General features: G+C 37.5%; 34 protein-coding genes. 21 read left to right on the top strand and 13 right to left on the bottom strand.

What is annotated here, in order from left to right; translation table 11 throughout:
* Positions 1-339 precede the first annotated feature (339 nt).
* Positions 340-474: a hypothetical protein gene (locus H6G83_RS36060; RefSeq protein WP_277876423.1), complete on the top strand. Its 135-nt coding sequence runs from the start codon at positions 340-342 to the stop codon at positions 472-474.
* Here the strand turns inward: H6G83_RS36060 and H6G83_RS25765 are convergent.
* The gene (locus tag H6G83_RS25765; protein WP_190477094.1) at positions 471-635 is read right to left on the bottom strand and encodes a hypothetical protein; all 165 of its coding nucleotides are present in this window, start codon (positions 633-635) and stop codon (positions 471-473) included. The genes H6G83_RS36060 and H6G83_RS25765 overlap by 4 nt on opposite strands.
* Positions 636-885: 250 nt before the next feature.
* Here H6G83_RS25765 and H6G83_RS25760 point away from each other — a divergent pair, with 250 nt between their 5' ends.
* Positions 886-1,092 carry a hypothetical protein gene (locus H6G83_RS25760; RefSeq protein ID WP_190477096.1) on the top strand — a complete coding sequence of 69 codons (207 nt, stop codon included), beginning with the start codon at positions 886-888 and terminating at the stop codon, positions 1,090-1,092.
* 643 nt (positions 1,093-1,735) lie between these two features.
* Here the strand turns inward: H6G83_RS25760 and H6G83_RS25755 are convergent.
* From H6G83_RS25755 to H6G83_RS25730, 6 genes are all read right to left on the bottom strand, one after another.
* Positions 1,736-1,933, bottom strand: a complete 198-nt coding sequence (locus tag H6G83_RS25755) for a hypothetical protein (RefSeq protein WP_190477282.1) — start codon at positions 1,931-1,933, stop codon at positions 1,736-1,738.
* Positions 1,934-2,128: 195 nt separating this feature from the next.
* Positions 2,129-2,434: a hypothetical protein gene (locus tag H6G83_RS25750; RefSeq protein WP_190477281.1), complete on the bottom strand. Its 306-nt coding sequence runs from the start codon at positions 2,432-2,434 to the stop codon at positions 2,129-2,131.
* A 222-nt stretch (positions 2,435-2,656) separates the two neighbouring features.
* Complete coding sequence (locus tag H6G83_RS25745; protein ID WP_190477279.1) at positions 2,657-2,863, bottom strand: hypothetical protein; 207 nt, start codon at positions 2,861-2,863, stop codon at positions 2,657-2,659.
* Between the two features lie 218 nt (positions 2,864-3,081).
* The gene (locus tag H6G83_RS25740; protein WP_190477277.1) at positions 3,082-3,354 is read right to left on the bottom strand and encodes a hypothetical protein; all 273 of its coding nucleotides are present in this window, start codon (positions 3,352-3,354) and stop codon (positions 3,082-3,084) included.
* 198 nt (positions 3,355-3,552) lie between these two features.
* Complete coding sequence (locus H6G83_RS25735; RefSeq protein ID WP_190477275.1) at positions 3,553-4,254, bottom strand: DUF1822 family protein; 702 nt, start codon at positions 4,252-4,254, stop codon at positions 3,553-3,555.
* A gap of 176 nt (positions 4,255-4,430) precedes the next feature.
* The gene (locus H6G83_RS25730; protein ID WP_190477273.1) at positions 4,431-4,904 is read right to left on the bottom strand and encodes a hypothetical protein; all 474 of its coding nucleotides are present in this window, start codon (positions 4,902-4,904) and stop codon (positions 4,431-4,433) included.
* Positions 4,905-5,210: 306 nt separating this feature from the next.
* Here H6G83_RS25730 and H6G83_RS25725 point away from each other — a divergent pair, with 306 nt between their 5' ends.
* From H6G83_RS25725 to H6G83_RS25715, 3 genes are read left to right on the top strand one after another with little or no spacing between them, the layout of a single operon-like run.
* Positions 5,211-5,393, top strand: coding sequence for a hypothetical protein (locus H6G83_RS25725; RefSeq protein WP_190477271.1), 183 nt, complete (start codon positions 5,211-5,213; stop codon positions 5,391-5,393).
* A gap of 46 nt (positions 5,394-5,439) precedes the next feature.
* Positions 5,440-5,700 (top strand): hypothetical protein, encoded by a 261-nt coding sequence (locus tag H6G83_RS25720; protein WP_190477270.1) that lies wholly within the window; start codon positions 5,440-5,442, stop codon positions 5,698-5,700.
* 27 nt (positions 5,701-5,727) lie between these two features.
* Positions 5,728-5,961 (top strand): hypothetical protein, encoded by a 234-nt coding sequence (locus tag H6G83_RS25715; protein WP_190477267.1) that lies wholly within the window; start codon positions 5,728-5,730, stop codon positions 5,959-5,961.
* 158 nt (positions 5,962-6,119) lie between these two features.
* Here H6G83_RS25715 and H6G83_RS25710 read toward each other — a convergent pair whose 3' ends face one another.
* Positions 6,120-7,262, bottom strand: coding sequence for an IS4 family transposase (locus H6G83_RS25710; protein ID WP_190477294.1), 1,143 nt, complete (start codon positions 7,260-7,262; stop codon positions 6,120-6,122).
* Positions 7,263-7,777: 515 nt separating this feature from the next.
* Between H6G83_RS25710 and H6G83_RS25705 the strand changes: the two genes are divergently transcribed.
* Complete coding sequence (locus H6G83_RS25705; RefSeq protein ID WP_190477265.1) at positions 7,778-8,149, top strand: hypothetical protein; 372 nt, start codon at positions 7,778-7,780, stop codon at positions 8,147-8,149.
* 81 nt (positions 8,150-8,230) lie between these two features.
* Here H6G83_RS25705 and H6G83_RS25700 read toward each other — a convergent pair whose 3' ends face one another.
* From H6G83_RS25700 to H6G83_RS25690, 3 genes are all read right to left on the bottom strand, one after another.
* Positions 8,231-8,632, bottom strand: coding sequence for a hypothetical protein (locus H6G83_RS25700; RefSeq protein ID WP_190477262.1), 402 nt, complete (start codon positions 8,630-8,632; stop codon positions 8,231-8,233).
* The gene (locus tag H6G83_RS25695) at positions 8,625-9,251 is read right to left on the bottom strand and encodes a hypothetical protein (protein ID WP_190477260.1); all 627 of its coding nucleotides are present in this window, start codon (positions 9,249-9,251) and stop codon (positions 8,625-8,627) included. The genes H6G83_RS25700 and H6G83_RS25695 overlap by 8 nt, the downstream gene beginning before the upstream one ends.
* Before the next feature lie 205 nt (positions 9,252-9,456).
* Positions 9,457-10,563, bottom strand: a complete 1,107-nt coding sequence (locus tag H6G83_RS25690) for a WCX domain-containing protein (protein ID WP_190477258.1) — start codon at positions 10,561-10,563, stop codon at positions 9,457-9,459.
* 364 nt (positions 10,564-10,927) lie between these two features.
* On the opposite strand from H6G83_RS25690, the gene H6G83_RS25685 reads away from it, so the two are divergent.
* From H6G83_RS25685 to H6G83_RS25655, 7 genes are all read left to right on the top strand, one after another.
* Positions 10,928-11,959, top strand: coding sequence for an HAD-IIIA family hydrolase (locus tag H6G83_RS25685; protein WP_190477255.1), 1,032 nt, complete (start codon positions 10,928-10,930; stop codon positions 11,957-11,959).
* Between the two features lie 102 nt (positions 11,960-12,061).
* Positions 12,062-13,327: a hypothetical protein gene (locus H6G83_RS25680; RefSeq protein WP_190477253.1), complete on the top strand. Its 1,266-nt coding sequence runs from the start codon at positions 12,062-12,064 to the stop codon at positions 13,325-13,327.
* A 16-nt stretch (positions 13,328-13,343) separates the two neighbouring features.
* Entirely contained in the window at positions 13,344-13,517 is a 174-nt protein-coding gene (locus H6G83_RS25675; protein ID WP_190477251.1) for a hypothetical protein, read from the top strand.
* 51 nt (positions 13,518-13,568) lie between these two features.
* Positions 13,569-13,745 carry a hypothetical protein gene (locus tag H6G83_RS25670; protein ID WP_190477249.1) on the top strand — a complete coding sequence of 59 codons (177 nt, stop codon included), beginning with the start codon at positions 13,569-13,571 and terminating at the stop codon, positions 13,743-13,745.
* Between the two features lie 172 nt (positions 13,746-13,917).
* On the top strand, positions 13,918-14,487 hold the full coding sequence (locus tag H6G83_RS25665) for a LuxR C-terminal-related transcriptional regulator (RefSeq protein ID WP_190477247.1): 570 nt from the start codon (positions 13,918-13,920) through the stop codon (positions 14,485-14,487).
* Complete coding sequence (locus H6G83_RS25660; RefSeq protein ID WP_190477245.1) at positions 14,474-15,127, top strand: hypothetical protein; 654 nt, start codon at positions 14,474-14,476, stop codon at positions 15,125-15,127. The genes H6G83_RS25665 and H6G83_RS25660 overlap by 14 nt, the downstream gene beginning before the upstream one ends.
* 95 nt (positions 15,128-15,222) lie before the next feature.
* The gene (locus tag H6G83_RS25655; RefSeq protein ID WP_190477243.1) at positions 15,223-15,375 is read left to right on the top strand and encodes a hypothetical protein; all 153 of its coding nucleotides are present in this window, start codon (positions 15,223-15,225) and stop codon (positions 15,373-15,375) included.
* Positions 15,376-15,487: 112 nt separating this feature from the next.
* Here the strand turns inward: H6G83_RS25655 and H6G83_RS25650 are convergent, their stop codons facing one another.
* Positions 15,488-15,868 (bottom strand): hypothetical protein, encoded by a 381-nt coding sequence (locus H6G83_RS25650; RefSeq protein ID WP_190477241.1) that lies wholly within the window; start codon positions 15,866-15,868, stop codon positions 15,488-15,490.
* A gap of 160 nt (positions 15,869-16,028) precedes the next feature.
* On the opposite strand from H6G83_RS25650, the gene H6G83_RS25645 reads away from it, so the two are divergent.
* Both H6G83_RS25645 and H6G83_RS25640 read left to right on the top strand, forming a co-directional pair.
* On the top strand, positions 16,029-16,271 hold the full coding sequence (locus H6G83_RS25645; protein ID WP_190477239.1) for a hypothetical protein: 243 nt from the start codon (positions 16,029-16,031) through the stop codon (positions 16,269-16,271).
* Positions 16,272-16,387: 116 nt separating this feature from the next.
* Positions 16,388-16,936: a hypothetical protein gene (locus tag H6G83_RS25640; protein ID WP_190477236.1), complete on the top strand. Its 549-nt coding sequence runs from the start codon at positions 16,388-16,390 to the stop codon at positions 16,934-16,936.
* A gap of 89 nt (positions 16,937-17,025) precedes the next feature.
* Here H6G83_RS25640 and H6G83_RS25635 read toward each other — a convergent pair whose 3' ends face one another.
* Entirely contained in the window at positions 17,026-17,304 is a 279-nt protein-coding gene (locus H6G83_RS25635; RefSeq protein ID WP_190477234.1) for a hypothetical protein, read from the bottom strand.
* Between the two features lie 163 nt (positions 17,305-17,467).
* Between H6G83_RS25635 and H6G83_RS25630 the strand changes: the two genes are divergently transcribed.
* The 6 genes from H6G83_RS25630 (at position 17,468) to H6G83_RS25605 (ending at position 21,085) form a co-directional block, all read left to right on the top strand.
* Positions 17,468-18,211, top strand: a complete 744-nt coding sequence (locus H6G83_RS25630) for a hypothetical protein (protein WP_190477232.1) — start codon at positions 17,468-17,470, stop codon at positions 18,209-18,211.
* Between the two features lie 37 nt (positions 18,212-18,248).
* Positions 18,249-18,929, top strand: coding sequence for a hypothetical protein (locus H6G83_RS25625; RefSeq protein ID WP_190477230.1), 681 nt, complete (start codon positions 18,249-18,251; stop codon positions 18,927-18,929).
* A 152-nt stretch (positions 18,930-19,081) separates the two neighbouring features.
* Positions 19,082-19,414 (top strand): hypothetical protein, encoded by a 333-nt coding sequence (locus H6G83_RS25620; RefSeq protein WP_190477228.1) that lies wholly within the window; start codon positions 19,082-19,084, stop codon positions 19,412-19,414.
* 26 nt (positions 19,415-19,440) lie between these two features.
* Entirely contained in the window at positions 19,441-20,031 is a 591-nt protein-coding gene (locus tag H6G83_RS25615) for a hypothetical protein (protein ID WP_190477226.1), read from the top strand.
* Positions 20,032-20,053: 22 nt separating this feature from the next.
* On the top strand, positions 20,054-20,455 hold the full coding sequence (locus H6G83_RS25610; protein WP_190477224.1) for a hypothetical protein: 402 nt from the start codon (positions 20,054-20,056) through the stop codon (positions 20,453-20,455).
* A gap of 30 nt (positions 20,456-20,485) precedes the next feature.
* Positions 20,486-21,085 (top strand): alpha-ketoglutarate-dependent dioxygenase AlkB family protein, encoded by a 600-nt coding sequence (locus H6G83_RS25605; RefSeq protein ID WP_190477222.1) that lies wholly within the window; start codon positions 20,486-20,488, stop codon positions 21,083-21,085.
* Positions 21,086-21,092 lie beyond the last annotated feature (7 nt).

Below are 21,092 nucleotides of genomic sequence, written 5' to 3'. Positions count from 1 at the left end.
TGGTTACTATCCTTGTTCTCTAGAGAACAAGGATAGTAACCAAGGACTATACAAGTCCTCTTGTATGGGCTTATGTATGCACATATCCCCTTATCCCTGCACATACCCCCTTGTACTATCTTGTATGTCTGCGTTAATCCCCTGTCTCACCTCTTATGTCTGCGTTCTTTCTCCTTCCATCCCTGTACATTCCCTTTTGTACTACCTTGTATGTCTGCGTTAATCCTCTTTTTTGTCTCTCATCCCTGCATAAACCCTCTTGTCTAACTCATATATTCATATTATCTCTATACTTACCCTCTTGTCAAGCCCCAAACTAAAATATTTTTAAAAGCCCTCTTGTCTATAGATATGCCGTCATTGCGATCGCTTCCCTCGGCTTCACACCCCATTCCTGTTTTCTCTACAACCTACCGACTACCCCCTACTCGCCACCTAAATACTCTACCAATGCGATCGCACTCCGTCAGTTAAAACAGTGCCTTGGAAACTAAATACTCGTTTTCCACCCCCGTAAGCACTAACCAGCCAGCCGCAATTAATTGGTCAATATCTTCGGGTTTTGGCTTTAAATCAGATAGTTTAAGCCCCTGCCTCAGCCCTGTGATTATTTGCCTCTGGGTTTCTGTTATCATCGATTTTCCTCCTTATGTCTGTAATAACCCTCTTGTCTTAATATCTATATTATCTCTATACTTACCCTCTTGTCAAGTTCTAGACTGAGATATTTTTAAAAGTCCTCTTGTCTATAGATACTATTGCGATCGCCTACTCCCTACTTCTCACTCCCTACTCCCCACTCTCTACTCATGACTCACTACCTACCCCCTCAATAATCCCGTAGTCACCCCCTCTATATTAATAATATTGATCAAATTACTTACCGTGACTACTACCCCAAAGGCCGCCGCTAACCCCCCCTACCATCCTCTAAGAATTTTTCGCGTATTGCAAATTACATCTAATATCACCGTAACCCTCCGGCCTACTTTTACTCAATTGCGTCGCCTCCCCCCTTCCCCCTATTCTCCCCCAATAACCACCGCTACCCCTTCCCCTTTGCCTCTGATGACACCACCGCCACAAAGTTAACTAAACCAGTCTTCCCCCTACTCTCCTACTCCTAGACCGCTAAAATCAACTAATTTCTTACATACCTTCTTTTATACTCTACTATGTAGCCACTACTGATATCTGCCCCCGTAGTCACGCCCTCTATATTAATAATATTGATCAAATAATCTAACGTGACTACCAATCATTTCCCATACTTTTAATATCTGGGATGCCCACAAATCAAGCTTTTCGCTTTCGGCTTGCCCCTGGCTGCGCCTCACTTTTAAAGCGTGACTACCAGCCCAACCATTGACAGCCGCCGCTAACCCTCCCCTACCCCCCTAGCTATCCTCTAAGAATTTCACGGGTATCACCAGTTACATTTTATAGTTATGCTTTTTAATCCTGACTACGGCATAACCTTTCCCCCGGCGCTTCCTATTCTCATTAATCACCTAATCAGCGATCGCCTCTCCCTACGAACTCTATTATGACCACTGCGACCAATACCCAAGCATTTCATTTACGATTCGCCGCCTTGCTGGGGCTGATTTTCTAACCGTGACTACCAGCCCAACCAATTACAGCCGCCGCTAAACCTCCCCTACCTCTTAGCTATTCTCTAAAAATTTGACGGGTTCACATATTACCCTTACTATCGCCGCACCTCCCCGGTGGTTCATTCCACCCAAGGTTTAGAGCCATTCCGGTGAAGCTCCACCGCAATGTCAAAAGCCTTCCATTTCAAAGGGCATTTCTTTACTTCGGCAAAGTCTTTAATGCTAGGGTTGACCCTATGGTGAGAATCAGTAATTAACGATAGTTTGTTCCAGTAGTAGATGATTAGTTCAGACAGAGAAAATTCTGTTTCTTTCATTGCCTTGGAATAACATAAGTACAACGTTCGACACCTTGAGCCTAGACTTCCAATCATTTCCCATACTTATTAGTATCTGGGATGCCCACGCCGCATATTACCTAAGCTGTTCGCTTACGGCTTGCCTCCTAGCTTCCCCTAATTTTAGATTTGGTAGCCGGGTAAAGTCTTGGAGCTTTACCCGGACACTAAGCGTTAGCTCTTAAGTATTTCCTTTAAACAAACTGCATCATCTTCAAGTTCACCATCATTTCTTAGATGCCCCTTGTCTTTTTCATAACACGCTGTTAAATAGCAAACCCCATTGTTATTAATGGCTTCTTCTAAATGTGTAGTAGTAAAGTAATTAAAAGCAAGTTCTATATCTGTTTGAAATTCAATAATGATGCTTTTGAGCTTTTTAATTTCCTGATTAGATAAATAAATAGGTAAGCCAAACTCACCATATTTCTTTGACTTATTACCTAGTGGTAAAGGAATTATGTCACCAATAACTAGCATTGTTTTAATCAAATTAACTACTTATAATGTAGGACAATATGTTATGGAAATTAGATAGCTTTATAACGCATATTTTTACTTTAGCTGGGATTGTATGCGATCGCTTACTCCTAACTCCCTACTCATAACTCACTACCTACGCCCCTCAATCCTCCATCTCATTTCTACTAACTCCGCTTTGACTAAATTATGAAGACTGTTTTTACAATTCTAGCGCCATTATTACTCGTTAAACACTTCCATTAACTTGAAATTAATGCCATTAACTCTGTTAAGTTCTTGAGAATTTAAGTACCTAATATTTGCTCTTGCTGTTTCATATTCATGAATAGCACCTTCACTCAAAAACTGACCATTTTTAAAACATAATATACGTGCTTTTCTTTGTATATTTGGCAAATCCATATTACCTTGGGACGTAAGCAACATAAGTAAATCCTAATTACGCGAATATAACATTAAGCAGCAACCTATTGACTTTACAATACCGTCAACAAGCCATTGTGTCCGCTTCTTTACTGAACGTGACTAGCAAGCCACCAAGCCGCCGCTAATCCTCCCCTACCCCCTAGCTATCCTCTGCACCCCTCCGGTGCTTTATCCCAAACAAGGCTTAGAGCAGTTCTGGTGAAGCTACACCGCAAGTTTCAATCCCACACGACTCTGCCATTCCAGCAGACATCGGCTACTCTAGAAAACCGATGCTTTAAAACACCGACGATGCAATCATCGGAATCGATTTCTCCGGCGGCGACAGAATCGCCGAAATCTGCCAAAGCCTCATTTTCTTCCTGGGTAAAATCAGGATATTTTACCTGATAACAGGAAATTGGAAAGGCTTGATGCACTAGAGCTTTATCTCTTGCTTTGATTAAAAAATTTTGTCTGCTGTTGGGGCATTGTGCTTGAAATACAGCCATGTGTTAATCCTTCCTTAAAAACATTTCATGCTGATGCGTGACCGCTTACATCTATATACTAAACGATTTGTAATATTATCTCAAGAGGGTTTGTATAAGGACTTATAATCACTATTTATTTATATTCAAGGATTTATCTATAAATAAGATGACTTAGGCAAATTTATTCATCTATGGTGGGCAATGCCCACCAACCTATTATTGATCTGCAAGTCCTAAACGCAGTTGACATAAGCGTTGTATCCAAGCTTCATTTTCTAACAACGCTGCCCATGAACTAAAAGGAACCGCACGTCTAGGGAAAGCTAAATTGGGATTTCCCAATGTTTGTAGTAAATCATCCACCTGTGCTAATGGTAGATCAGGTAGAGAATCTACTACAGATTTAGTTACTGATGTGGGACAAAGTTGATGGGTAATCCAGAGAAGGCTGATATCCCTATTGAGAAATTGCGCGTCCAGAGAGTAAGTGCGATCGCCTGAGTTATAATTCCCCTGCTGCTTGACTTGTAAATGAGATGTATACCCCCAGATTTTGATCACCGCTTGTTCAATGTTCACTTGTACTCCTAAATAATAATCTCCTATCCAGCTAGAAATATCTACCCACTCTTGCGGAACGCGGATTTCTGGAGTATCAATTGTGCTAGTTGGAATGAGTACCAGTCTTTTATCCTCAATAGTGATAACTGTACCATTCACTATTTCCCAAATAAGTTGATTAAAATTAGTGTTTGCGTTAGGCTGAACCTCCCAAGCTTCTTGTAACCAAGGTACAAAAGCTGACAAGGCCAGTAGATTTATATAACCTTGAAAACGAGTGCTTGGTGATGAAAACCCTTGAGTTTGTTCCCAAACAGCGCATTGTGTAGTTTCTGTTATTTCTAAATAAATTTCCATGTTCTAATCTCTCTAGTATTATTGATATTCTTAATTACTTCTGACATTCAGAAAATATTCACGCCTACAGTCCAGACTATCAACTTGCTAAAAACACATAGCAAAGCAAGAGTAAGGGTGTAGAAATATGAAGAATTTAAGCCTTACTCTTGATACAAGCGTATTTTTGAAGCTAACTAAGCCAAAATAAAACGCTCATTAATAATTTCCGCTAAATCATCCCCAAATTTGTTAATAACATATTCTTTCACCGAAGATGAATAAGTTTGTCCTAATTGTAAATACTCACCGTCTTTGTGGCTTTTAAGTTTTATCACGGTCAATTTTTTACACCATTTTTTAAGCTCAAATTCTTCTATTAATTCCTCAATATATTCGTCATTTTGCTCAAAATCAAACTTAAACTTACCTTGAGAAATTAAGTGCTGGATATGGCGGTCAAATATTGACTTGAGTGTTGCATTTTCCCAATGATAAATATTATGTCCACCTGTGCCATGATTTTTGACAGTTGCGGCAAAATGTCCATTTATATAAAGTTTCAATTCAAAGCAAGGGGTTTCCTCACCACCCTTGCTTTTATATGCCTTAACTTCAGCTTTAAATGTCTCTGGAGAGTAAGATTCGATATTAGGGATTGATTTAGCCATTTTATTTCTCCATGAAAAGTATAAAAACGGATGATAAAAGCTTTTGATTGACTTTCAGCTATACAAACCGTTTTGTCCAGTCTTATAGGCTATACTATCTCTATACTTAACCTCTTGTCAAGCTTTTAAATTAAATTACAAGATAATTTATCTATAGATAAAAGCATTAAATCGATATCATTTTATTCTAATATCTTTATACAAAAGCTCTTGTCATATATTTAATAATCGTTTAGTATATAGATATGCAAATACGAATTAATGGAGTTCCAAATGTCAATTAAGTTAACACAAGTTAGAATAATTATGTCAGCAACAGCTAAAGTTGAGATAACTTTAGACACAGAAACTTATGAAAAACTGACAGAAAAACAATTAGAATCTCTAGCAATTGCAAAGCTTAAAACTATGGAAGTTGAATGGGTTTCTGAAGAAATAAAAGACAAAGAAATTGATATAAGTAAACTTTCTGAAGAGGCAGTAAATTAAAGACATAAGCGAGGCGATCGCTATGGTGAGTAAACTTTCTTAAACAATGTTAAAGCCACAATTAGCAACGGGTATAATCACTATGTCTATCAAAATTTGGAGCATAATTAACTGGTTTCTTATTAGACATTGGGCTATAAAAATCGGTCATGAACATAAAGAGTGTTTTAGGTTTTTCGAGAAACCAGATAATTTTTTGTTGTATCACCGCAAAGTCATTTCTGATTATAAGAAATCAAAAAAATTATTGGCTCAGAACTATTTAGGGTTAGATTTTTACCCTTGGAATGGAGAACAGATTTGGTAAGTCAAAATTAAAGGATGAATTACAAGTATGAAACGTGAAGAAATTGAAAAATTTTGCAAGGGTATAGCTACTTTTGCATGGAATGCGGATTTCCGTAAGTTTTGCGAGGTTTGTAATTTTGATATCACAACACAAAATGGTGAGGATTATGCAGTAGGCAAGTGGCAAGAATGGCAGAGTTTGCAAAGTAGTTTGAAAGCTTTTGACCTAGATAGAATAGAAGCAATTGTTAATGCCGGACTAGTAAACGAATCAGAGTAAAGACTTAATGATTATTAAAATCCTCCATTACAATTTATAGTTGGAGGATTTTACTAAGGTTCCATAGTAGAAAGAGGAAAAAGCCAATGATTTACACAATAAAAGCTTTAAAAGAGCAAGTTAACTCTGATGAAAATCTGAAGGGGAGACGAAATAAGCTACAAGACAGACTCTATAAGCTTCATAGCTCTTAGACCTTGTTGATAATACTTACCTTTATTGCGATTTAATCTCATCAATTCCACAACCATATCCCTACAAATGTCCTGGAAATTGACCCAATTTTGACCATATAATCCGATATAAAAACTACTATGTCTCCGTTCTGTTCGACCATATTCTTTGAGCCGAGCAATATATTTCTGTATTCCTTTACGTTTGATATTTTGACCTTGAATTGTTGCCGAGGAATAAGCGATCGCTATTAATAAAACTAGCGAAATAAATCGTTCACCAGTTACATTAGTTTCTTCTAAATTATAACCTCCTTTCTTGAAATCTCTAAACATTTCTTCTATATCGAATCTCCTTTTATAGGCAGCAATGGCTAATTCCAGACTATCAATATTTGTTAAAATAAACCAACCTTCTTTGGGAGATACTCCGTTAATTTTGCGTTTCCATTTACCTGCTACGTTAAAACTGATAAAACCACGAGTCTTTGTTACCTTCACCCCTTTCAAAAAAAAAGATACGCCCGGTGCTAGACCAAGACTATTTAACTCAGAAAAAATATCTTTTTCAACTTCTATAAATTCGTTCTTTTTTAATCGTAAGCAAAAGCATACACCCCAGCATTGAAGGTATTTAGCTAGTTTTACAGAACAAAATTCTCTATCACCTAATACACATACTTTATAGTCTTGAAAAAGTGGCATCACTTGAGATAATAACTTTTGCTGCTCAGATATATTACTGTTTCCTAATTTTGGTAGTAATTTAAAATAGATAGGCAATGCTCTTTTATCCCAAATTACACTTACTATAAATAAATTTATTCGATTCCAATTGGTTCTATCGATTGCTAGATAAATTATTTTTTCATGCCCAAAGTATATTGATAACCATTCTTGAATTATGGGAAACCATATTTTTTCAACTGTGAGATTTGGTAATGATAAAAATCTTTGTATTCTTTTTCTTCTACTTTCAAATTTAATTGGTAATGGTAGCCCATTCGCTAACCTTTCTAAATTCACATTTTTAATTGACTGTAAGAGGTTCACTAAAATGAGGAGGAACAGGTATTCTGCTAGACTCAATTGACTTTTTAAGTGTTTTTGATAGAATGAAGGTAACATTTTCATTAGATAGGTCTTATTGACAATAACTGACCTATCTTTTTTTACCATAAATCGTCACATTCTCTACACTGTCTCCTTTTCAGCCTTGTTTGTCGCCCCGTCAGGATGAAAATATAATTTTAATCTGTCAAATACTGAAAATTTTTGACAATTCTAGATTTGGAGATGATGGAATAAATTTAGGCGGCTCACTTGTTTTTAGTGCAACTACAATGAAGCCTAGTGAGTTTGAAATAATTGTATGTGATTCCAGATTTTTAGATGCCAAAAATAGAGCCATTGCAATCTCAAAATTTATACAAAACAAGAGTTGGCTGACAACATTGGTAAGAACCGAGGGAACTGTAGATACAAACAATTAGACAGTCTATTCTCAGTTTAAACAGATTAGATAGGGACGAGTTACTAATTAAAATTTTTAATCATTATTAGAGTCCTCCAATTACATTGGAATGGGGGACTCTAATACTTAGCAGGCTGTAAACTTACCAGAATTATTAAAAGAAAATTTTATGCCTAAACTAAATATCCAAGAATATCTTGCCAAACATCAGCTAGAATTTCCTGGCGATAAGGTTATTAGTAATTTGCCTCTCCGTACAGATGCCATTTCTGTTGTGTCAGATCCAAAAAACTGGAATTGTTATCCAGATGATGTTGTCAGGATATGGCTATCAAGCCTTATAGATTTAGGAAACTGTATAATAACAGTAGGAATTGGAGATTTCGCCAATCCCACTCTGTGTTATAAGAATTTTGATTCACTCGATGATGCTTGCTCTTTTATTGCAAATCGTCCAGACGAAATATCAAAAAAATGGTTAAGAAAACAAGGATTTCATTTTCTTAGAAAACCACCATCTAAAGCTGTTCGGATTCATTAAAGTGAGTAATATTTATCGGCCTCTTCGTTTTCAGCCTGAACTCTGTATTGCCAGTGAGGGAGATAGACGTTAAGTTATCTCCTAGATTTTCCTTGCTCCCTTAGATGTCTTGTAATCCGCGCAGTTATCACCTTTCACCCCATGAGCATGAATCCCACATACTAGTATCACACCCCCATAAATTCCGCCGTGAAAATTCTGACACCCCCGACAAGGCTTCGGAATCTCTTGTAGCCGCCGTTGGAGGATATATTCTATTTCTTCATCGGTGAGAATTTTGAATAGATTTTTTAAGCCCAGCCCTTTTAACCTAGAACCAATTAAAATCAGAGTAATACTTGCGCCCCAGCTTTGCCAGTTTTTTACCCGGACACCTGTAATTGCTGCTCTTGCACCGACTGTCACCCCCAAGGTTAGTAGTATGGCTCCTAATGCAGTGATCGCACAATACTTAAGTTTCTTCACTTTTCTAGTTCTAATCATTACCCCCCCGCACCCAGATTGGTTTAATTTTAATAACTTTAGTTTTTGAGAACCCCTCGCCGTAACGTTGCACTCGCCAATGCCATCTACGGTAATGTGGGGATTTACCGGAGGCGGTTCCGGTTGCCACACCGCTAGTTCTCCGGTATTTTTTCTCTTCACCCAGCCAGCGAGGTAGCCGAAATTCGGATGGCGTTCTTGCCTTTTGACTAAAAGCTTTTTCTTTGCCAGGGGCGGCGGTCATTTCATGAACCATTTCATCCGCATAATATTGCAACAGCAGAATTGACTGCAATACTATGTTTCTGATTTCGAGGGTTCGTTGTTGCTGCTCTTCGTCATCTGTTGAAAAGGCGGAAGCCTGAATTGTCCCGTCGCGGCGAATGCGTTTAGAAGAGAATATCCACTGGTCATTTGAATCCAGACATCCCCAACTGATAACGTGCTTAAATTCAGGCAAATCTAATTCTTGATGGCAAACTATTAAATAATTAATATACGCCGCCTTGGAAGATGCCGATTTTACCGCCCCTTTGGGGAAAAACAGTACATAACAGGGCATTTCTAATTCGATGTCTTCAAACAGAGGGAGGTTATCACCCACGTCTGTTTGGCTCATGTCTTCAAGCAAGCTTGAGCGCACACAGTACACCGGATACCCCTGCGCCCAAGTGTGGTAAATATACGAGAGATTGTTGAGCATCGGCGGGAGTCCACCAAGCGTTACATCAATCGCTTTAGGCTTGACCTGCTTTATTAGCTCCAGGTGTTTATTAAATTCTCTAAAATCAAGATACTTTTGCGGAAGTTTATAAAATTTCATCTCAACCTCCGTAGCTTGCACTCATCCTTGCTGTTTCGTTTGCCATCAATCCCTTCACATCTTCAGGACTTAAAACTACACAACCACTGCCGTAGCGCAAAATGTCGCGCTTGGCCCAATGCCAAAATTGCAGCTTGCGCTTCACTATAATTCCGTCCTCACATTTGTCGATTGAGATGTCTTCAGGTTTTGGTTCGTAGGCACTAGTCCAGCGCCCTAGCAATTTCATTTCCAAGACCACAGAATCTAACCCCTGCTCCCGCCATTGCATTCCCGATATAGGCAATAGCACTGCGTCTTTGACTCTATCAAGCCTCAGTGTCATATTGTGAGCCAAGGCAGGTATTTCAGCTTTTCCTGTATTTTGCTGCGCCCAGCAACACAGATAATGATGACGTTCAATTTGCCTAATCTCAGCATAGGTGATATCAAAACTGTATCCATTACCGGAGGCAGACTCATAGCTGAGGGTAAAAGGTTGCTTTGTACCGATTAGTTCACTGAAGCTTGGGTAGCAATTTTGAGGGATCGATTTCAAGTGTTGTTCTAGCGCCGGGGATATCTCATATCGTTGCAGCAGAATGTCAGCAATTGTCCGCGATTGTTCTATCAGTCCTAAATCCCAAAGTGACCAAAACGCTTGCATGAGGTGTTCTACTTCATTATGCGAATCATACTTTACTTCTATGTCGATAATATTTTTATTGAGTTGTGGGTCAAGCAACCCGACTAAATTTAGATGCAATTCATCTAGGCGATCGCGTTCTACCGCTAACCAACACACTCCTACGACTCCTGCCTCAATTAATTGTTGGGCTGTCTTTTGTCTGTGTAACGCGGATAAATTTTGAGACTTACCTATATAAAGTATTTCCCCAAATTCATCGACACCCAGATAAATACAGCATCGCCTGGGTAAGCTTTTGTTTGCGGGGGATTTCATCAGTGGAACTTGATTTTGGGCGATCGCCTCAACAAAACCCTTGACGTTACCTTTTTCACCCCACAAATACCCAAACTCTTGGGCTAGTTTCTCTAATGGGGACTTTAAATTTTGATTTACTATGATGCTGTAACGCTCTCCACCTTTCTGAGACTGGCTTTCCATCTTATAATCCTATATTTACTCAACTACTATAGTATACTTGACAAGTAGTTGTCTAAAATCTACTATATAAAAAGTTAGGCAATAAAAATTTTACTCAAGAGCGAAACCTGAAACTCTTTCATTTTTAAAGAGGTATTGCCCACTATTGGCTGATTGAGCTTATCAACAAGGTGGAAAATAAAATTCTTAATAAGAGTATCAAAATTGTCAGTAAGCTCAAGCATAAATCCATAGATAAAACGAAGGAATAATTAGGTTTTTTATTTGGTATCATTATACAAAACCTCTTGTCATTTATATAAAAGTCAATTAGTATAGAGATACAGATAAGGGAAATTAAGCCACTAAAATTTTAGGAGGAATTATGAAAAGACTTACGATCGTGCGTGGTTGCCCAGGTGACGGAAAAACCACATTATCGATGAATTTGTATGGAACTGATGCAAAACGAATAGCAGCCGACGATATGCCGGGGCTATATGATGAGAACGGAAAATATCAAAGTAGCTTACAAAAACAGTCTCATGAATGGTGTAAGAAACAAGTAGAACAATGGATGAAGCAGGGAGAAGAAGAAATAATCGTCCATAATACCTTTACACGGCTAATTTATATTAAGGATTATTTGCGTTTATGTGAAGAAAATGATTATTCTGTTCACATTGTTCATAGTGAAGCAGTAATTATGAACAATGGAGAAAGAACAAAGTCAACTCATAATGTTCCTTCAAGTATTCTAGAATCAATGAGATATGGCTGGGAACCTTTTAATAAAATCCCAAATAAAGGTATATCTCTGAGTGAAATCGCATTACAAATGGAAAATTTAGAATTTCCAAATGTAATAGTTTTTGACAAAGATAAAACCATACATCGTCCAAAAGATGGACGGAGTTTTCCTGAAAGACCAGATGATTTTGAGCTAACACCTGAGTTTGAAAGATGGGCAGAACAATATGATAAAGACTGCCTGCTGTACGTTGTGAGTAACCAGAGAGGAATATCAACTGGTCAGAAATCTATAGCTTTCCTAGATGAAGAAGCTATGTTACTAAATAAGCAAATTAGCAGTCTGGGGCTAAACTTTGAAAGGATGTATTTTGCACCAGATAGACAATCTAAGAATTATTTAGTTTATGAAAATGATTGTCGTGTTGAGGTAGTGGGTAACGAATTAGCTGATAAACCTAATGTGGGAACTTTTGAAGATATTATTTTTGAAGCAAGGATAAACCTAATTAAAGGTAAAACGTATTGGATTGTGGGTGACTCCCATACAGACAATACATCAACAGATTGGGAATACTACAAAAACTGCAAAGCTAAGTTTCCAGAAGTAAATCTTTTTTATGTCCCAATAGAATTTTTAAATTTATTTTGGAACAAGGTGAAATAATAACTAAACTCCTCTATTTACCCCATCACTAATAGGGCTTGCTGAAGTTTAGAAAATTGGGGCGTAATGCCCCTTGCTAGATTTAATACAATAACCAAAATTATGCCACAGAAAACAATTGAGTTAAGAATCCAAGGAAATTCCATAGTCATTAAAGCTCCATTTGATAGGAATCTGATTGAAGACATCAAAGTAATTCCCAAAACACAAAGACGCTGGGCTGACCCAGAGTGGATTTTGGCATTAATTGACCCAAATCAGCAGCCTGACCAAGAAACCAACCTAGAATATTTGATAAGAGTTTGTCGTGAAAACGCGAAGCGTTTAGGGTGGAGGTTTGTTGATTATTCAGCTAGTTCTGAAGCCGAAATCAAAGCAGATAAGGCAAAGTCCACCGAAGAATTAATTGATGAATTTTTGGCAGTAGTAGACGAACTGCCCAACGGCGCACTCAAATTAATCAGGTGGTTTAGAGATAGACTGCAATTACAACTCAACTATTACTTGAGTGAAGAAGTGGGAGGATATGATTTATTCATGCGCCTGTACAACGCCTCCCAAGAAGCCTTTAAGCTGGGGTTGATGATGTCCGGCGAAAGCCGTGCGGATTGGGGATTCGTGTTTAATATTCCTTACCGCGATCGCGTTATCCGCAAGCTGGGCGAAAAAAATACCACCTTCATTAAATACCACCATGATTTAGTCCCGGTGCGGCAGTTTGATGATCGTGTGGTGCATTTTCATAAAGGGGAAGAGCATTACTTTGGCATCCCAATGAGCGAGTGTGATCCCAGTGAGATTAACTGGCAATCCCAGTCGTGGGAATTGTTTGATATTGGAAATACGGTTTACTGGGTGTGCGAAACCAAGAAGTTCGTAGATGCTTGGGCTATGGCAAGCAAATATAGTGTCGCTCACTTTGGCGGCAACTTCGGGCTTGTGTACGAAAGGCCGGAGCAGTTATCAAATAGAGTGACGCTATTTCACCTTGAGGAGTGGCTGGAAGCTCACATTCAAAAATTAGCCGAAATGCCTCCGGTTTGCCGAAGTGCTGCACCTTGGAAATACAGAGCCGGGGCGTGGGGGCATCCCTTAGACCATTACTTTGATAAAGGCGTAGTGCAGCCGCAGATTAGAGAGTTGATTGAGTCCCAGAAAGTAATTAAGGCACAAGAAGCGGTGGATAGCGATCGCGCCAATGCTATTGAGTTGGCAAAAGCTAAACTGCGAGGATATACGAAAGCCGAGTTACTTAAAAAGTATAGTTCTTTCCTAAAATCATCCTGGGATAAAGAACGAATTTTAAGTACGATTTGCACCCAAGAATTTGCTGAAAAAATATTAGAATTACCCGTACTGGAGACATGACCATAAAAAACAATCGTTGCGTGAGAGAAGCAGACTTTACGGTATGGTGCGCGGTAAGTCAATAACTATAAAAGTCCCAATTCAATATGAAGACCAATTAAATCAAGCGGTCGCTGCATCTGGATTAACCGAGTTAGATTTTCTAACTGAAATTGTTGTGAACTGGCTAGAAGCCCAAGCTAAAAAGTAGAACCTTAGTTTTCGTAACTATGAATATACTTTTGGTCACTGGAATTGAAATATGATTTATATAAATACCAACATTGGCATCATTGAAATTGAGAAAATCTGCGAAGAGACTAGGAAGATAGCCAAAGAATATACAGGTGAATGGGATGCAGGTGATGAGGTTATCTTAGTTATCTTGGAAGACTATGGTGGAAAGTGGGTAAAAACTGAACATATCAAACATAGATAAAACTGATAATCAACTATCTCTTTTTCTTAAAATCTTTATACTATACCTCTTGTTATACCCTTAAAAGTCGTTTAGTATATAGATATGCTAATTAAACTAGTAATAAGTAAAGCTCTTGGTGGGGCAAGCAATTAAAAATGTTGATACCGATAAGCTCTATTAGGGCGGATGTATGAATCAGAAAGAATTAGCGTTGCTATATCAAAAAATTGCAAGACAAGCAGCACAAAAAATTTATCGCCAGTCAGTTTGGTGGTATGAGAGTAATGTATCCCTCTACTCCTTAATCCCAGGTAAAGCAAATTTTGATGATTTATGCTCCGAGGGCGTTTACGGCATCCTCAAGGGGCTAAAGTGTAAGCCAGAAATGGTGATTTACCCGGCGTATATGTACACTTGCGCTCGGCAGCAAATTCTCAAATATTTATTTAGAAATTGGCTCAAAAATCGCGGATTTCAAAATGAGATGAAGCTAAATCAAGGTTCTTCATTTATTGAGCGTGAGCCAGATAAGATTTTTGATTTTCTCCTCAATAGCCGCAAGAAGAAGGGCGATCGCGGTACACAAGCAGCCATTCGTGATTTGCAGATTCTCTTGCTCGTAGCAGCTGGTTGGCAAAATCACGAAATTGCCTCAGAGCTTAATTTACCTGCCTCTCATGTCAGAGATTACCGCAAGGCAATGAGGAAAAGATTTGGTCAATATTTGAAATCACAGGAGTCACAAAATGTCGCAGCTTAATTTAAGTCAAGTTAAGGTTTGTCGTGATTGTAGCCAAGAGTTCATGTCGTATTTCACCCGTGGCGCATGGTTGTGTCGTTGTCCGCAATGCTCGGATGTTGCCCAGCGTCGCCCGTCTGTAGTGCAAGAGAGAAATTTAGTTTATTCTCGGATTTGTAAATTAGAATCATTACCCAAATCCTGGCAACGCTTTCAGGCATCCCCCAAAGATGCAGGTTGCTGGAAAATAGAACTTAAAGGTGGTGATTGGGGAGCCACTTGGCTTGGACGCATAGATATTTACTCGCTTGATACCATCGCTCCACACTCTGGGCAGATAGTGCTGTTTGAGGAGTTAGAGTCTGTTCACAAAATCCTTCAGCAAAATGCTGTGGTTTTAGAAAAGAGAAAATATGTCCGCATCTCTGCGGCGGGGATGCAATCAACTGAAAATTTGCCGCGTCTTGTATGGCTACAAGCGCGAACTAAAACCACCCTCAAAGGGTATGGGCGGCAGTACCGTTACGATATTGTTGGCTCCCCCTTGTGGGAGTGGCGAGTCAAGGGAGGCGTGCGTTCTGGCCGCTCTTATATCGAAGGCGCACTAGCCATAGTGGATGATGAGCATCCGTTGATGATGAAGGAAATTTTCAATCATTAAGGAAATGGGGCTGGGTGCGATGCCTTCCGCAAGAGCAAATCTCTACGCCCCTCAAATCAGCACAACCAAACAACTACAAAAAACAAGGTAAAAATATGCTAACAGAACCAAATGAAACCAACGTAAACGATGGCGATTGTCAAGATTGTAGTGGCACAGGAGGAGCTTATGAGAAAAACGACCAAAACGAGTGGGAAGTTACAGGCGACTGCAAAACCTGCGACGGCTCAGGTGATGCTCAAAAATAACTATGAAATTTATAGCCTCACTGCTAGAGGCTAAATACTTCTCTCTCTTGCAATCTAAGCATCTACCCCATATAGTATTGTCGGAATCAAGGATTTTAGGCTATTTTATATTTCATCTCACCTGAAGGTAATATACTAGCCAAGTTTTCTGATGATCTTTGTGGGGAAAAATATACATTCCTACTAATCCAGGGATTTGATCGGTATAGAAGTGAACAAAGTTACCTTGATGAATCTGACGAACCAAAGTAATTTTTTCTAAGTCTTGACCCAACGGAAATAGCTTGAAAATTAGTCTATTGGGGTACTCCCTTTTGTCAGTCTTACTCTTTTCGATTGTTGGGAGTATCACCCACTCTTTACCCCAAGGAGAAGGCACAGGCGATCGCAGTCGTACAAGGGGGGTAGCTTTATCTTCCCATAACCAGACCCCTTCTCGACTCGATTGTACAGGAGAATAGTATTTACGTTCTAATAATCCTATAAATTTCATTAGTTGCTTTGAAAATTGCAAGTTATTAATATCTATGTTGAAATACACTAAATTTAGTGTATGAACAATCATGATATATTTTACCCTAAAAAAAGGTAAAATTTTTCTGTTGAATTAAACCGATTGAATAAATTTTTAATACAAAATAAGTTTACATTTTATGTCATTAACATTAAGATTTAAAGGACATCCTATCGAAGCCCAAGAGAACTACAAGGGTTATGAAATATTAGTAACTTACTGTCAAGCTGACCGCTCTGAAGTTGGCTATTACTTCTACTATATACGTAATAATCAATTGCAAATTCTAGAAGATAATTCTAAAAGCTGCGGAGAAGATAGCATTAAAGATGCAATTAATAAAGCTAAATTTATTATAGATGAAAATATATCTGATACTTGAGAAGTCGTCACATTGCGTTAAAAATCTTGGATACTGGTTAAAAAAGCAGATTTTAATTGCCAAAGAGCAAATATTGAAAGAATACAGTTAACAGCTTGAATTTGGAAATTTAATAAGTGAAGAAAATTCTAATTGATGACAATACTGTAGATGGAGAAGGCCACAAATATTTACTGTACATCTACTACTATGAATCAGGCGACCCAGAAGTGGGAGACAGCACAGATGACGAAATCCTTTCATCCAGGGAAGAAACAATACTTTTAGAATTGCAATTTGGTAATGAGATTGCTGTGCCGGGATATGAACTTGTTCGGCTCAAAGTTTCACCAGATGGAGTTAAAAGTATTGAATCTCGGTTTTCGTTAGCTCCCGACCAAGCATATTCCTTATATAAACATTGGCAGGATATTGATGACAAAATTAGAATTGAGGATAGGGATGAGGACTGGGGGATTCAGGAGCAAATTCTTTCTTTGTTAAAAAAGTCATTTCCTAAACCCGTGAATATTGATTTTCTTAAGCAAGAAATAGTCCTTACTGCCGATGAATTGATTTATCCTATCTCTTGCTTAATAAGAGATTATTGTGTTCAATTTGATGGTGAGATGTTGAGTTTAACACCAAGAGGACTGAGAGAATTAAATTTGAAACAGAAGCAATAATGAATGACTTATTAGCAATAAAAATATGCTGAGACTAAACCCCCACACGAATGTATGGGGGTAACTTTTTGGCTTAATCATAATTCAAACTAAACTGAAGGCATACCTATCTTTCTAAGCCAATCAGTGAGTAATGACAATAATGAGAGTGGTGATCGCTTTTTAATTTGTACTTCTTTGGAATAAATTCCCACCATGTTCATTGCCTTAAATTGTTCAACAGTTATCTTTTCGGTTCCCTTTGGTTCGCCAACTATGTTCTTACTCATTAGTTGAGAAATTTGCTCAAGGTCTTGCTTTTGTAAAAGTACACGTACCTCAACTTTGCTAATGTTTGGAACGTTAGCTATCCACTTTAACTCACTCATTTATACTTTTCCCTTTTTATAAATCCATTTATACATAGATAAATTGTCTAGTAATAAAGCATAGCATAAAATATATCTATACAAACTAACTTGTCATACATATACAAATAGGATAGTATATAAATAACATCTGTGATCAAACCAACCAAAATTGGAGAAGTATATGTTTAGCAGCAAATTCCGTCAGTCTAATTTTCCAGCTATTGAAGCACTTCAGAAGGGATTAAAATCTTATGTAAGTGAACTAGAAAAGATAGAAAAAGAAAAGAATACAACTGTTATTAAAGGTGCTGCTTTGATGGTTACAAAGCTAGTTAAAAATGCCTTAGTTTCTGTTAATCACTTAGTAAGAATAAATTTAGATAACGAAAAATCTATAGATTTATTGAAGTTAGCAATCAATTCTTTGCATACTGCTTATCTAAAGATTTATAGATACGAGAATTATATTAGTAAGAAAATAAAGGAATTATGGCAAGAAGCATTTAATATCTTGCCTTCAGGAGCAGTAGTGCAGCCTGAGCTATTTGGATTAAACGAAGTAGGATGTGCTTTAGAAGCTAAGATTCCTGTTTTTGAATGTCTGGTTCAATGGATGAATCGAAATATTCAAGAATTTGTAGATTACAAACGGCAAAGAAAAACTCAAAATAACTCTGGAGTACAACTATGCCTTGACTTAGAAAATGCTAAAGATTTACAACATAATAACTATCATCAAAATGTAGAGGTTCAACAGTCTAACCTTATTAGTGTCGAAGATATTAAAAACTTAACGCTACGTGCTGCTAGAAAAGTTGCCAGTGAATTAGGTCTACCTCAAAAATCCAATGGAAAGGACTTAAGCAAAGCGGCTCTAATTGACTGCTTGCTCAATTGGAGACAACAAAAAATTTGCACTGCTTAATGAATGGATTTTATGTAAAGTAAAAATGAGGTGGATAATGAAATACGTATGTAACTTATGTAACGTAGAAGAAGAGTCATTTCCTGATGAAAAGGATGGTTGCCGGATATGTGGCTATCCTTTCATGAAAAAGAAGTACGTCCCATCAGAAAATAGTCATCAACTAGGTCACGCAGTGAATTATCACTTGCAATACTTAACTTCAGCCGAACATATTTCTATTTGCCCTGGAGAATACATTTATCCTGAATCCATGTATTCGGATATATCAGGGGAGATTTGTACCACATACAAAGCGCCATATTCATATCAAGAAAGGAGTCCTTCTTTGTATGATGGGACAACTTATAGAGGAAAAAGATTCAACTGGGTTGTGTCTGTCTACTTAAGAAAAGATATTTCTATAGTTAATTCTGAAGCATTACATCTCGATGACTTTTGTTTAGTAGCTAAAATTCACTTAAAAAAAGTTAGACCAGATGAGGTGCTAAATAAAGCTTCGTATCTGACGAAAACAAAAAGAGATTTCACTAGTTGGCATAAAAATTCATGTATAGAATTAATAAGTTTTCCTGATGCTAAATCCTCTGAATTATCATTTCTTAATTCGTCAGGCAAAGGCGATATTTTCTCATATGATGATAGGTTTTGGGTCATATCAGAGTCGTATTCATATTCTGATCGCTTCAGGGAAGTCACGGCAGAAATCATCAAGTAATGTGATCCAGCTAGAATACTGTAAACATAAACTATCTTTATACAAACCCTCTTATCATAATTATACAAATGGGTTAGTATACATATAGTAAATTGTTAGGTATGGTTATGAAGGTTAAAAATATCTTGCTTATTCTTGCTGGTGCAGTATTTATGACTACTGCGTTTTTATTAGTGATTAAAGAAGGCAAGGATAAGCCTTTAAAAACCTTAATTGTGGGTAGTGCCTTATCGATAATAGGCGTTCAGTTTAAACTTAAAGCTTGGGATAATTACGTTGAAGACAAAATCCGAGAAGAATTAGAACAAGAATTAAATCATCTAAATTCGCTCACAGAAGAGAAAAATTCATTAATGCGACAAATGCGTTGTAGTCGCTGCAAAAACTTTCACGGTAAAGAATATGGAGGAATTAAATTAATCTGTGGCATCCATCCTTATGGAGTAGATGAAGATATTTGTCCTGATTATGAAAATCGTGATTAAAAGTTTGAAATTTTGGATGTTTGAATATGGAAATGCAAGATTTTAGCTTTTTGAATCCAGAAGTAGCTCTGAAACTTAATCCAATTGAAGAAGGGCAATATATAGTTCTTCAAAGTTACCCATTAAATAAGTATCCTTCATATTGGTACTTAACTTTCAATTTTTTTGAGGCTGAAGAAAAATGTAGTGCATACAACGCAGTAAATGAATATTCCAGTTGTGTTGTGAGATTGTATCATAAGGGAAAACTTTGGGTTCCATCTTACGCCGACGGAAGCCCTTTTAAAATTTCCGAACAGCAGTTTTGGAAACTACATCCTTCCTATGAAAACCAATTTTCTGATTTATATGGAAGAATTGAAATTTGTATTTGTAGTTACTTATATTTTGTTGGAAAAACTGATATTGAAACTTGTCTTGAAGATGATTTTGGTCGGATTATTACCTCCTGTCCAAATTGTGAACTAAGCTTTTATGAGGACGAAGACGATATGCCTGAAGCCTGCCGAGGGTGTTTGAATTATGATGGTGGATTTTATGGAGACAATCAACGTATATGCGCCATGCACCCTTATGGAGTAGATAACGATATTTGTCCTGATTTTAGGTCAGAGTAGTTAATTGAAGGGATAAATAATGATGAAATACTTACGTTCGGAAATAGCGAAACTCGAATCATACAGAGAACAACGTGATTTTGAAATATCTGGTAAAAGTGCCGTAAGTTCTTTCTCAATTTTTCAAGAAGAATTTCTCTATTCATCAAATGAAAGGCATATTAAACGATTAGAATTATTAGAAAAATGGCACAATAGTTTAATCGTAAAAATTATAGGTGTTGAATCATTTGGAGATATTTCTGAAATTATCGGAACAGCATCTTTTTCAGACAGTAAGATGACTGAAGAACCTACACCGGAAGTTTGTTCTGGTTGTGTTAATTATCATGGACTTACTTATGAAGGAGGAATAAAGCTAATATGTGCTATCCATCCTTACGGGTGTAAAGACGAATACTGTCCAGACTATTTAAGAGACTAACAAATAGATTTTGTAAGCTTAGGATTTTATATGACACAGTTAAATTTATTTCCAGAATTGATTACACCTTTACCTGTAACCTATTACCCTAATTTTTTAAATATTCAAGAAGCAAACGAATTGTACCAACATTGTCTTGATTTGCGGTGGCAACAGAATCAAATCAAAATGCTGGGTAAAATTATGCCCGTACCACGACTAGAGTGCATTTATGGTGACGAAGGATGCAATTATCTTTATTCCAATAGCGTCTTACTTGAACCTCTACCCTGGACAGAAAAACTCGCTCAAATTAGAGATAAGATTACTGCGTTAACAGGCCATAACTTCCGTATAGTTATCGGGAATCAATATAGAGATGGACAAGATTCAATCGGTTGGCACGCTGATAAGGAGCCTTCTATGGGCGTAGACCCAGCGATCGCATCCGTCAGTCTTGGTGGTGTGCGAAAATTTCAGATTAAGCCCATTGGTGGTAGTGCTACTGACTACTGGCTAGAGCATGGTAGCTTGTTACTAATGCTTCCTGGTTGTCAATCAACCCATATACATCAAGTTCCAAAGACTAATAAATTTGTTAGTCCAAGAGTTAACTTGACATTCCGTCCTTATGTTGACAATACAGTTTGACTGTAAT

The sequence above is a fragment of the Anabaena azotica FACHB-119 genome, from assembly GCF_014697625.1.
In the GTDB taxonomy this organism is placed as follows: domain Bacteria; phylum Cyanobacteriota; class Cyanobacteriia; order Cyanobacteriales; family Nostocaceae; genus Trichormus; species Trichormus azoticus_A.
This window is presented reverse-complemented; position numbering and strand designations above follow the sequence as displayed.